At 55.6% G+C, this 12,451-nt stretch carries 10 protein-coding genes and 1 pseudogene; 8 read left to right on the forward strand and 3 right to left on the reverse strand.

The window, feature by feature from the left end; all coding sequences use genetic code 11:
• Positions 1-24: 24 nt before the first annotated feature.
• Positions 25-1,785 (forward strand): SpoIIE family protein phosphatase, encoded by a 1,761-nt coding sequence (locus ACZA91_RS11515; RefSeq protein ID WP_463182387.1) that lies wholly within the window; start codon positions 25-27, stop codon positions 1,783-1,785.
• Between the two features lie 35 nt (positions 1,786-1,820).
• Here ACZA91_RS11515 and ACZA91_RS11520 read toward each other — a convergent pair whose 3' ends face one another.
• Positions 1,821-2,966, reverse strand: a complete 1,146-nt coding sequence (locus ACZA91_RS11520; protein ID WP_463182388.1) for a cob(I)yrinic acid a,c-diamide adenosyltransferase — start codon at positions 2,964-2,966, stop codon at positions 1,821-1,823.
• Positions 2,967-3,312: 346 nt separating this feature from the next.
• Between ACZA91_RS11520 and fraC the strand changes: the two genes are divergently transcribed.
• The 5 genes from fraC (at position 3,313) to cysW (ending at position 7,812) form a co-directional block, all read left to right on the forward strand.
• Positions 3,313-3,894: a filament integrity protein FraC gene (gene fraC / locus ACZA91_RS11525; protein WP_099535239.1), complete on the forward strand. Its 582-nt coding sequence runs from the start codon at positions 3,313-3,315 to the stop codon at positions 3,892-3,894.
• 63 nt (positions 3,895-3,957) lie between these two features.
• Entirely contained in the window at positions 3,958-4,554 is a 597-nt protein-coding gene (locus ACZA91_RS11530; RefSeq protein ID WP_099535237.1) for a DUF5357 family protein, read from the forward strand.
• A gap of 336 nt (positions 4,555-4,890) precedes the next feature.
• Positions 4,891-5,709, forward strand: coding sequence for an ABC transporter permease (locus ACZA91_RS11535; RefSeq protein ID WP_099535235.1), 819 nt, complete (start codon positions 4,891-4,893; stop codon positions 5,707-5,709).
• Between the two features lie 215 nt (positions 5,710-5,924).
• Positions 5,925-6,770 (forward strand): sulfate ABC transporter permease subunit CysT, encoded by an 846-nt coding sequence (cysT, locus tag ACZA91_RS11540; RefSeq protein ID WP_190354571.1) that lies wholly within the window; start codon positions 5,925-5,927, stop codon positions 6,768-6,770.
• A gap of 175 nt (positions 6,771-6,945) precedes the next feature.
• A complete protein-coding gene (gene cysW, locus ACZA91_RS11545; protein WP_463182389.1) occupies positions 6,946-7,812 on the forward strand; it encodes a sulfate ABC transporter permease subunit CysW in 867 nt (288 codons plus the stop codon).
• Between the two features lie 102 nt (positions 7,813-7,914).
• On the opposite strand, the gene ACZA91_RS11550 is transcribed toward cysW, so the two are convergent.
• The gene (locus ACZA91_RS11550) at positions 7,915-8,070 is read right to left on the reverse strand and encodes a PCP reductase family protein (RefSeq protein WP_099535229.1); all 156 of its coding nucleotides are present in this window, start codon (positions 8,068-8,070) and stop codon (positions 7,915-7,917) included.
• A gap of 139 nt (positions 8,071-8,209) precedes the next feature.
• Complete coding sequence (locus ACZA91_RS11555) at positions 8,210-9,421, reverse strand: site-2 protease family protein (protein ID WP_099535227.1); 1,212 nt, start codon at positions 9,419-9,421, stop codon at positions 8,210-8,212.
• 148 nt (positions 9,422-9,569) lie between these two features.
• Here ACZA91_RS11555 and ACZA91_RS11560 point away from each other — a divergent pair.
• Together ACZA91_RS11560 and ACZA91_RS11565 are read left to right on the forward strand one after the other, a co-directional pair.
• Positions 9,570-10,457, forward strand: a pseudogene (locus ACZA91_RS11560) (alpha/beta fold hydrolase); the annotation flags it as partial.
• Positions 10,458-10,886: 429 nt separating this feature from the next.
• Positions 10,887-12,092 (forward strand): 4-hydroxy-3-methylbut-2-enyl diphosphate reductase, encoded by a 1,206-nt coding sequence (locus ACZA91_RS11565; protein WP_463186428.1) that lies wholly within the window; start codon positions 10,887-10,889, stop codon positions 12,090-12,092.
• The last annotated feature ends 359 nt before the right edge of the window (positions 12,093-12,451 follow it).

The following is a 12,451-nucleotide window of genomic DNA, read 5'->3' on the forward strand; positions in this document are numbered from 1 at the left end:
CAGCATTCTCTGGAGATCTCGTCTATGCCCACTTCCCTGCGCCGATCGCCCCCACTGCGATTTGGCCAGGCCCAGTCGATCGGGGCCGCGGCCGCGGCGGCCCTGATTGTGCTTGTGGCAACCAGTGTGTTGGTCGGTTCCGAAAACCGCCAATTTCGCAGCCAGGAACGGGCCACGGTACTCAGCAAACTCAGCACGGTTCGCGCCAAACTCGAAGGCTATATCAACTCCCAACTGCTGCTGGCCGAGTCTCTGGCGGCCTATGTGGCGGCCAATCCCCAAGTGACTCAGGCGGAATTTGCCCGCATGGGTACGGTGCTGCTGGAAAAAAACAACGGCATCCGCAGCGTCAACTTGGCTAAAAATTCCGTCATTAGCCATATCTACCCCTTGCAGGGGAATGAGTTGGCCCTGGGATTGAACTTGGTGGCCAAACCGGAGCAACGGGCCGCCGTGGAACGCGCCATTCAACAAAAGCGCTCCACCATTGCCGGCCCCGTGAAGTTGGTGCAAGGGGGAGTCGCTTTCATTAACCGCACCCCGGCTTTTGTGGTGGATCAACCGGGCTTGAATGCGTCACCGACCTACTGGGGCCTGGCCAGTGTGGTGGTGGATGAAATGGCGATCTATGAAGCGGCGGATTTGCCAAAGGTGAGCCAGCAATTGGCGCTTACCATTCGGGGCAAGGACGGCCTGGGAGAGCGGGGCGATGTGTTTTGGGGCCAGGCTCAGGTTTTTCAACAGGATCCGGTGTTGGTGGGGGTGGCGATTCCCAATGGCACTTGGCAGTTGGCGGCAATTCCCCGATCGGGCTGGCGCGATCGCTCCCCGATCGCGGGGGTGATTTGGCTGCTGGGCGGTGCGCTGTCGATCGGGGTGGGGGCGGTGGTTTGGAAGCTGATGGGCGAACCAACCCGCCTGCAACGGGCCGTTGACCAAGCCACGGCGGAGTTGCAAACGGCCTTGCAGGATTTGCGCCAGGAAATGGACAACCGCCAGCAGGTGGAGGCGGCCTTGAGCAACAGCCAATTAGCCTTAACCAAAACCCAAGCGGAGTTAGAAATTGCCCATCGCTTACACAAAATGTTGCTGCCGCCCAAGAGCGAACTGGCGGCGATCGAATCGTTAGAAATTGCCAGCTTCACGGCGGCCGCGGCGGAAGTGAGCGGTGATTATTACGATGTGATTTGTCAGGGCGATCACATCAAAATTGGCATCGGTGATGTGACGGGCCATGGCCTAGAAAGCGGCCTCTTAATGCTGATGATTCAGATGGCGGCTCGCACCCTGTTGGCGGCCTGTGAGCATAACTCGGCCCGCTTTTTAAACACGATTAACCGTGCAATTTATGAAAACCTACAGCGCATGAACTTGCACAAACATGCCACCCTGGCGCTGTTGGATTATCAAGGGGGGCGGCTGTGTTTAACGGGGCAACATGAGGAGGTGATTGTGGTTCGATCGAACGGCGCGATCGAGCGATTTGACACGATGGATTTGGGTTTCCCGATCGGGATTGAGCCAGATATTGCCCATTGGGTGCAGAAAGCGACCCTGGAACTACAAGCGGGTGATGTGGTGGTGCTTTACACGGATGGCATCACGGAAGCCCAGGGCGATCGGCAGACAGCCTATGGATTAGAGCGGCTTTGTTGGGTGGCTTGTCAACAGCGCGATCGCCCAGCAGCGGAAATTATCGAGGCGATTGTTGCTGATTTACGAAGTCATCTCAATCACCAGCAGCCTGAGGATGATATGACCCTGTTGGTGCTGAAACAACGCTAGGATTCCTGTGAATAATCCAAACCTGAAATTCAGTCCTAAAAATCCACGCCGCGCTTCAGATCCATGCCTTTTTCCGCATAGTGCTTGTGGCAAATCATCTCCGAATAAACGCTGGCTAGGTTGAAATAAGCCGGTGGATGCAAACAACGGCCTGTGATGATGATTTCGGTATCTTTGGGTTTGCGTAATAGGTCGCGGGCGATCGCTTCCCCATCCAGCAATTCCAAATCAACGGTGGGGTTTAGCTCATCCAGAACGATCGTTTTATATAACCCCGAGGCGATCGCCGCGCGGGCCAGTTCCCAGCCGCGCTCCGCTTCGATGTAGTCCAGTTCCTGTTGTTGGCCGCGCCAGACGATCGCGTCGCGCCCAAACCGCAGATGATCCACCAGGCTGGGATAGCTCTGTTGCAGGGCGGCGATCGCGGCATCTTCGGTGTAGCCGCTGCCTCCTTTCAGCCATTGGGCAATCAGCACCCGGTGGGAACTGTCCCGGCCAATGCCCCGCCCGATCGCCTGGAGCGCTTTGCCGAGGGCGCTAGTGGATTTGCCCTTGCCCGCGCCCGTGTAAATTTCAATGCCTTCAATGCCTTCCAAGTTCAGGTTGGGATCCAATTCTCGAGGGCGCATTTCCGAGTGCAAATCGGCAATATCCAGCAGGGCTGTGGGGGCGCTGCGGCCCGTGGCAATAATTTCCAACTCCGATGGCTTGTTTTTCAGGGTGCTGATCACTTCATCGAGATCCAGCAACCCCAAGTCCAACACAGGGTTAATTTCATCCAACACGACGACGGAATATAGCCCCGAGGCGATCGCCCCTTTGGCCACATCCCAACCCCGCTGAGCTTCCAGGCGATCGAACTTGGTCACGCCTTCGGGCCCGAAATATTCCGATCGCCCTGTGCGTACCTGGTCAATCAGGTGGGGAAAGCCGCGCTGCAAGGCCGCGATCGCCGCGTCTTCGTCGTAGGGGCGATCGGGCCCCTTCAAAAACCGCAACAGTAAAACTCGGGTTTGCCAGTCGCTGTGGATGCCCAAGCCAATTGATCGCAACACAACGCCCAAGGCCGCTTGCGATTTGCCCTTACCCGCGCCATCGTAGACGTGGATTTGCCCCAATTCCCGATCGTCGCGGGTCTGGGCTGTGCGAATACCAATGCCGTTTCGTGGTGCGGTTCTCATGCCGATGCTACAAACGTTGCTGAAGGTTACTGAAAAACCGGAATCTGAGCCATTGCTCAGGGGCCTGTGTCTGGTGCCGCTCGGGTCGTCAACGGGACAGGGAACAAGGCATCGCCCCAGGCTCCGGCCGCCGCTTTTCCCGCAGCGCCAGCGATGCAAAATGCAGGGCCATAATCCCAATGCCGCGCCCTCAGGATCTTAGACCGAAGCGCCCAGACCCGATCGCCCCGATCAGCTCGATCGCGACCGAACCCCCCCGATCGCAGAGAAGCCAGCCCGGTAAAATCAGCATTAACCGGCCCCAACTTCCAGCCCGCAAACCCTGACACCCCCCCCGATCGCCCCTATGCCTCTGATCCTGCCTTTGCCCACCGTTATTTTTCAGATTTTGTTTCTGTTCATCGCGATCGCCAGTGAAGCGGTGATCTTCAACCGACTGGCGGGCATGAACCAGCGCCGCAGCGTGGAATATGCCGCCGCCATGGAACTGCTGGTGCTGTGCGTGGGGTGGGCCTGTTTCTTCACGGCCTATGAGCTGTTCCCGCCCTCAATTCAAAACGATTTGCAGTCGCTGATCTTGCAAGGCGTTTGGTCGAGCGAGCTAAATAATTGGTTATTAATTGTTGTCCCGATCGTCTTTTTCCTGATCTTTGAACTGAAGTCGATCGCCGTCCAATTCCTAGACTTAATCTTGAAATATCCTGCCCCCGGTGCTGATTTGGGCCTTCCGGAAGAGCCGGAAACCGAAACAACCCCCACCCTCACCATCACCATGCGCAAGCAGCTTCAGAGCTTCTTTCAGCGCTACCAGTCCATTCAAAGTGAATTGGCCAAAAAAACGATCTTTTGGGGACATATTGCCAGCACCGGCATTGGCGCTTTGGTGATTGCCATTCAAAGTATTCTCTTTGCCCTTCGTCAGGCTTAGGGTGACTCATCGAGTTCAAAGACAACCGTAAGACCACTGTAAGTTATAGGAAATTGACAGACAATGCTCAAAGAAATCAGCGGTGATTTTTGGAAGATTGTACAACCCAGAAAAGCCTTTTCCTGGCAAACTCTGCTCTGGGTCAGCATTGGCTTTTTAATCTTGTCTGTGATGGCACGGTTGGGGGCGAATAACCTGGAATTACAGCGCACCTTTGCGGGCTTCAGTGCCCTGATGTTGGCCCTGTCTGGGGTGGTTTGGTCGATCGAGCAAAAGCCAATTCAAATTCGGGGCGTTTCCCTTGGCCCCTGGATGGCCGGTGCTCTGTGCTCCCTGTTGCTCTATCGGTTTTTGGCGGATCCCAGCAGCGATCGCACCGATGCCCTGTACCTAGCTTGCTTAACCTTTCCGCTCAGTTCAATTACCATCAAAATTGTCCAAGATTTTCTCAGCAAGCCCACGGATTCTCGCTACAAAGTGCCGATCAAAGAACGCATTCCTTTGGCGATGTGGTTGCTGGGCCATTTCTTGCTGGCCTTTTGGATTCGGTTTGCTTTCATGATCCAATCCTGGATTGATCAACATCCAGCTCTGAATAATAACGATGTCCGAGCCTATGCAGCTAGCATGTTTGTCTGGCCGGTCGATCTGTTTCAATAGGGTTGATCGATCTCATCAGGATCATTAGGATCAACAGAGTGATCGTAACTTCGGCTTAATTGGCTTTGAGTTAATTAGTTTTGGATCAATCATCCTTGAACTAATTAGCATCAGATCCAGCGTTAGCCCGTAGGGTGGGCAGTGCCCACCTCATAATTGTTCCATGACACCCGTGATGCGGTGTACCAATCGTTCTAGGTAAAGGCTGTAATTGATTTAGGATTGATTAGTGTTGATTGATCCTGAAGGAATCGACACCCGATCAATCAACGTTGAATTCAGCGACTTTGCCCTTTCTCTCTTGTATTCACGTTGCGTTCAGAATTCGTCAGGAACATGGGTCAATTAACAGGTTGGCGAGCATTCTTGGCTGGGTTCAGTGGCCAGCGAATTTGGGCGATCGCCCACAATGCTTTTCTGGAGGCTTGGCGCGCCAAAATCGGCTACTTACTTTTGGTCTATGCCGTAGCCTTGGTGCTGGCGATCGCCCTAGTACCCTTAATTTCCGCCGGTGATTCCGCTGGCAAAATTGTGCTCGATGGCTGCTTGGCCGCCACCAGTCTGCTGGGGCTGTTGGTGACAATTTTGGTGGGCACAAGGCTGATCGATCGCGAAATCGAACGCCGCACCATTTTGCTCGCGATCGCCAAGCCCCTCAGCCGCACAGAATTCATGCTGGGCAAGCACTTGGGTTTGTCGATGCTGTTGGCGGCCTGGGTCACGGGGGCCACGCTGGTGCAAACGGTGGGCCTGTGGTTGTGGGGACGGGCCAGCTTTGAACTCAGTGCCATGGTGTTGACGGCTCTGTTTGCTTGGCTGGAGCTGGTGCTGATTGCGGCGGTGACCCTGTTGCTGGGATCCTTCACCAGCCCCCTGCTGGCGGTTGTGCTGACCCTGGCGATTTACCTGATGGGCCACATCAGCCGCAACCTGCTGACGATCGGGATTCAGCTTCAAGATCCCTTCATGCAGCGGCTGACGGAAATTCTCTATCTGATCCTGCCGGATTTGGAGCGGTTTAACCTCAAAAACCTCGCCGTGTATGGCCTGATTCCCGAGGGGCATCTGTTGATCGGTGATGCGGTGTATGGGGTTTTATACGCTGTGCTGCTGTTGTGTGGGGCAATTTTCGCCTTTTCGCGACGAGAGTTCTAAGGGCCATTCTTCCGCTCAGGGGGCGATCGCCCATTCAACGAATTCCATAGCGACTTGCCCGGAGATCACCCACACATTGCCCGTGTATCACCCGGGCATCACACCCATGACGCTAGACCCCGAGTTTCTGAAGAATCTCCCCTAAATCGATTGGAAATGTGTACTTTCGGGAACCCTTTGGCTTATCCTGAAAACGACTTCGTTGCAAAATCCCTATGACTGCCAACGCAACTTCCCGCCGTCCGCGTCGCAGCTGGGCCTGGCCCCAGAACCTCTCCATTCCCTGGCAGGTCACGATCGGCTACATGTTGCTGCTGTTGCTGTTGCCCTTTGCGGCCATGTTCAGCAAAGCCAGCACCCTCCCGATCGAGAGCTTTTGGGAAACGGCCACCGCCCCGATCGCCCTGGCTACCTATCAAGCCACCTTTTTAACGGCTTTTTTGGCCGCTGCGGTCAATGGTCTGGCGGGGTTCATCGTTGCTTGGGTTCTGGAGCGCTACCAATTTCCCGGTAAGCGGCTGCTGGATGCGGCGATCGATCTGCCCTTCGCCCTGCCCACCGCCGTAGCCGGCCTGACCCTGGCCACGGTTTACAGCGAAACGGGTTGGATTGGCTCCCTGCTGGCTCCCCTGAAAGTCCGCGTTTCCTTCACCATCACAGGGGTTTGGGTAGCTATGCTCTTCATCTCCCTGCCCTTTGTGGTGCGCACTTTGCAGCCCGTGATTCGGGAAATTGAATCGGAACTGGAAGAAGCGGCCTGGAGCTTGGGGGCTTCCCCTTGGCAAACCTTCACCCGAGTGCTGTTGCCGCCCCTGCTGCCCGCCACCATCACGGGGGTGGCCCTGGGATTTGCTCGATCGGTAGGGGAATTCGGCTCAGTTGTGTTGATTGCCAGCAACGTGCCTTTTCAAGATTTGGTCGCTTCCGTCTTGATTTTCCAAAAGCTGGAACAGTACGACATTGAAGGAGCCACCGTCATTGGCACCACCATGCTGCTGATTTCCCTGGTCATGCTGTTGATCATTAACCTGCTGCAAGCTTGGGGTCGCCGCTACGACTAGTTTTTTCCCCAATGGAAGCGACCACCGCAACCGCTGTTTGCAGTCCTTTCACGATTAATCGTTAAAAAGTTAATCGTTAAAAGTTAATCGTTAAAAGTGCGTCGCGCCGGCCGCCACCAGCCGCACGCCACCCCTTCGTCAATCCACCTTTGCGAACTTTTCTCCGTCGGTCACTATGGCTTCGACCCCTCTGAATCCCCCCAACGCTCCCCAGTCCTTGCCCCAAAAAAACTTCAAAGTTGATTGGGTGAAACTAACTCTCATCGTGGGAGTTGCCGCCTATTTATTGCTGGTGCTGGTAATTCCCCTGCTGAATGTGATTTACCAAGCGCTTGCGGGCGGTTTTCCGGGGTTTTGGGCTGCGCTGCAAGAGAGCGACTTTCAAAAAGCCGTTCTGCTGACGCTGCTGATTGCGGTGATTGTGGTTCCTTTGAACACGGTTTTTGGGCTTTGCGCGGCTTGGGCTTTGACGCGGCGCAATTTTCCCGGTCGCGCTTTTCTGTTAAGCGTGATTGACCTGCCGTTTTCCGTGCCGTCGGTGGTGGCGGGGTTGATGTTGGTGCTGCTCTATGGGCGGGAAGGTTGGTTTGGCCCCTTGCTCCAAGATTGGGATGTCAAGATCATCTTTGCGGTTCCGGGAATCGTGTTGGCTTCGGCCTTTGTAACGATGCCCTTTGTGGTGCGGGAAGTGTTGCCGGTGCTTGAGGACTTGGGCAAAGACCAAGAGGAAGCCGCCCGCACCTTGGGCGCGAATGAGTGGCAAATCTTTTGGCGAGTGACGCTGCCATCCATTCGCTGGAGTGTGATGTATGGGGTGATTTTGACCAATGCCCGCACCATGGGCGAGTTTGGAGCGGTGGCGGTGGTTTCCGGCAGCATTGCGGGCAAAACGCAGACCTTGCCGCTGTATGTGGAGGAAGCCTACAAGCAATATCAAACCCAAGCGTCCTATACGGCGGCGTTGCTGTTGGCTTGCTTGGCGTTGGTGACGTTGGTGCTGAAAACGGTGCTGGAGCGGCAAACGCACACAGGGGATGAGTAGTCGATCGAATCGATCGCCCCGCGCCACCAATAGATCAGTAGATCAGTAGCCGATCGAGTCGATCGCCCCGAGCCGCCACAGGAGAATAGCCTTGAGCAATCCCTAGCCGAATTTTTTCTTGGCGGCTTCGTAAACTTCAACGGTGATGGTGGTTTCACCGGCTTCTTGGGCGAATTTCTCGATCTTTTTGCGAGCGGCGGGCCGTACAAAAAACGGAATTTCTTTGAGCTTGGCTTCGGCTTCGGGAGTCCAGTTCATAAGTAAGCAAAAGTAAGCAAATCAGGAAGCAAATCAAGACGAGCAAGTTAACAAGATTGCCTGGGATTCAAGACTGGCCAAGCGGTCGCCACCCAGGACAGCGGCAACTGAGAGCGGTGGCAACCGGGTCAGCAGGCCCCTAGGCCATCTCTTCAGCCAGGGTGCGGGCGATCGCCCCGAGGTTAAAGCCCGATGGGTAGCAATGTTCGGCTTTGCACCGCTTCAGTTCCGTTTCATTGATCACGATTTTGAGCCGCTGCATGATTTGGCGGGTGAGGTCAGCGCGATCGAGCGTGCCCACCACGGAACCGATCGGACTCAAAACCACCAACCGCTTCACCTGCCGTTCTTCCATCAGCAGGGCCGCTTCGGCCAGGGTGGCACTGTCCGCGATCGAGGCGAGGCGGTCAATGGGTTCGATAGCATCCACCACCCGAATCCAGGGCCAGCGCTCATGGTCAATGGCTTTGAGGCTTTCGGGATCAATCCGGCCCCGATCGCGGCCATCCATGGCCACAAAGTATTCCGGGCGATCGGCCGTCAGCAGATAGTTATCCACAAAATCCCGCAGGCTCAGGTGACCGTCCACGATCCGGAATTCCCGGGACTGGGCATTGGCCACCCGTTCATTCACCAGGGCTTCTTGCACGGTGGTCAGGCGTTCGTAACTGGCGGCATTTCGCAAACAGAACCAGCCAATTAACCCAATCCACCACCCCTGGAGACCACCGGGCACAAACAGGATCAGGCAGGCCGCCAAGCTGATGCCCAACCAGCCGATCGCCTGGCCCGCTTTGGCGGCCCAACGCACGCCCGTAAACCGGCTGCCGGTGGCTTTCCAAACCAGCGCCTTCAGCACCTGGCCGCCATCGAGGGGCAAACCGGGAATCAGGTTAAACACCGCCAGCACTAAATTAATCCGTGCCAAATTCAAGCAAAGAATGGTGAGCGGGCTGGTGGGAGCCAACCGCCCGATCGCGGACAGCAAAATAAACAGGCTCAAGCTGACGAGGGGCCCCGCGATCGCCACTTGCATTGCGCCGCCGGGGGTTTTGGATTCCCGGTCGATCGCAGCCACACCGCCAAACATGAACAGGGTGATCGAATTCACGGCGATGCCTTGCGATCGGGCCGCCAAGCTGTGACCCAACTCATGCACCAGCACGGAGCCAAAGAGCAACAAAGCGGTCAGCAAACCCAACAGCCAAGTTAGCCCCGCGCCCCAATCGGGATAGCGGTTCGCCCACTCAACACTGTTGGCGGCCGAAAACCAAACCAAAATTAAAAACCACGATGGATCGACTAGTAGCGGAATGTTAAAGATCGACCCCACGCGCCAACCGCTTTGCATGGTAACCGCCTCAATCGATCGAACTCTTTCTTCCAGGGTAACGCGCTTCCTTGGATCGACTGAATCGACGCAAGGAAATTGATAATTATCAGCTTTACAATCTCGTTAGGCTCCCTTTTCCAATCCCTTTCCCCCTGCCGTGACTGCGATCGCCCCTGAACTCACCCAATTTTCCGCCACCGATGCTTGTCCTTATGTTTGGACTTGGCAAGGCCATCGCATTTGCTATCAGCATTCGGGTGATGCTGGCCCCGCTGTGGTTTTAATCCATGGGTTTGGCGCTTCCTGGCGGCATTGGCGTAAAAATATTCCCTTTTTGGCGCAACATTGCCGAGTATTTGCCCTTGATCTAATTGGTTTTGGGGGGTCAGCCAAGCCCACGCCCGATCGGGAAATCCGCTACACCTTCGAGACTTGGGGGCAGTTGGTGGCGGACTTTTGCCGCGAGGTGGTTGGGGAAGCGGCGTTTTTGGTGGGCAACTCGATCGGCTGCGTGGTGGCCATGCAGGCGGCCGTTGACCACCCCGAGCTGGCGCGGGCGGTGGTGTTGTTGAACTGTTCCTTGCGCCTGTTGCACGATCGCCGCCGGGCCGAGCTGCCCTGGTTCAAGCGAGTTGGCTCCGGCTATTTGCAAAAAATCTTGGGTTGGCCTTGGTTGGGCCGAACTTTTTTCCAACAAATTGCCCAGCCGGCCACCGTGCGCAAAATTCTTTGCCAAGCCTACCGAGACACCAGCGCGGTGACGGATGAGCTGGTGGAGATCCTGATGGAACCGGCACGTGAGCCGGGGGCGGCCGATGTGTTCTTGGCCTTCACGCGCTATTCCCAAGGGCCGTTGCCAGAGGACTTGCTCCCGAAACTGCCTTGTCCGGCCATGATTCTGTGGGGCGCGGCGGATCCTTGGGAGCCGATCGAGCGTGGGTTGGCCTTCGAGCAATACCCAGCCGTTGAGCGGTTTGTGAATTTGGAAGGAGTCGGCCACTGCCCCCAAGACGAGGCTCCCAAGCAGGTGAACTATTTGCTGCGGGATTGGATTCTTTGGAAAGCGGCAGCCAAGCAGCAGCATTCACCCTTGTCGATCGGGGATTGGGTGGAAATTGCAGTGGTGCGGCCCGACGGAGACCCAATTTGGAACGGCCTGCGCGGCCAGGTGGCACAGGTGGGCGATCGGGCGGTGACGGTGCGAGTGGAACAGGGCCAAGGCATCCGGCACTTCTATCGAGAAGATGTGAGGGCGATCGAACCGCCAACGGATTTGGAGTGGGAAAAAGATGGGGAATAGGTTGCGCAGGAAGTCCATCACTGCCGCCGGATCCGGCCCATCACTGCCCGATCGCCCCTGATACAATGGGGCCGAGCCGTTTAAACAAAACTCGATTTAAATCCCGAGAGCGATCGCATGGAAACGCCCGTCACCGACCCGGCCCCCGAGACCCAAGACAGCGCCGCCCAAACCGCCGCCCCTCTGGATACCAAAGCATTTCGGCGATCGCTGAACCATTCCGATAATTACTTTCGGCGCGGGTTTGGTCACGGAGAAGCGGTGGCTGAAACCATGGCCACCTCTTACCAAAGCGGTTTAATTCAAGAACTGCGGGCCAATGGCAACGTGTTGACCCGGGGCGATGTGACCATTCGCTTGGCCCAGGCATTCGGGTTTTGTTGGGGGGTGGAACGGGCGGTGGCCATGGCCTATGAAGCCCGCAAACAATTCCCCACGGAGCGCATTTGGATCACCAATGAAATCATCCACAATCCATCGGTAAATGACCATTTGCGACAGATGGGTGTGTTGTTCATTGAAGTGAACCATGGCCAAAAAGACTTCTCGGTGGTGGAACGAGGAGACGTGGTGATTCTGCCGGCGTTTGGGGCCAGTGTGCAGGAAATGCAACTGCTGAACGATCGCGGTTGCATCATCGTAGACACCACTTGTCCCTGGGTGGCGAAGGTGTGGAACAGCGTTGAAAAACACAAAAAAAGTGATTACACCTCGATCGTTCATGGGAAATACAACCATGAGGAAACGATCGCCACAAGTTCCTTTGCCAATAAATATTTGGTTGTGCTGAATATGGAGCAGGCGGAATACGTCAGCAACTATATTCTGCACGGCGGAGATAAGACAGAATTTCTCGCTAAGTTTGCCAAGGCCTGTTCTCAAGGGTTCGATCCCGAGCGGGATCTCGATCGGGTGGGTGTGGCGAATCAAACCACCATGCTCAAGAGCGAAACCGAGGCGATCGGGAAACTATTTGAGCGCACCATGATGCAACGGTTTGGCCCCGACAAACTGAACGAGCACTTCATGAGTTTCAACACCATTTGTGATGCCACCCAAGAACGGCAAGATGCCATGTTTGAGTTGGTGGATTCGCCGATGGATTTGATGATTGTGATTGGTGGGTTTAACTCTTCCAACACCACCCATTTGCAGGAAATTGCCATCGAACGCCATATTCCTTCCTATCACATTGACAGTGCTGATCGAATTGTGGATGAGCGGGCGATCGAGCACAAACCCCTCCACGGCGACATCGAACGCGCCGAAAACTGGTTACCCGCCGGGCCGATCACCGTGGGCATCACTTCCGGTGCATCCACGCCGGATAAGGCCGTTGAGGAAACGATCGAGCGGATTTTTGCCTGCAAAGAACGCCTCGCTCAATAGGTTAGCCAGAATTTTTATTCTGAGAGGCGGTCTAGAACGTTAACGGTTGATGGGCAATCTTAATGGGCGATCGTGATGGGCAACTTTGTTAACCCACGAAAGCCCCATCAAAAGCCTCATCAAAAGCCTCATCAAAAGTCCCGCCAAAAACGCTATAAAAACGGGGTACTGGCTCTTAACCAGCACCCCGTTTCTGTTGTGGCAAAAGCTTAGAGGATGTCTGAGCGGTAATGGCTTGTAAAGCACTAGCAGTCGTGGGGACAAGGGGCTTAAGCCCCTTGTCTCTATCGGTTAAATTGATCGATGAGACCCACAAGGTAGCATTTTGATTGTTGAGACATCCCCTCACAGTAACTTGA

It is taken from the genome of Limnothrix sp. CMB-01, from assembly GCF_055193175.1.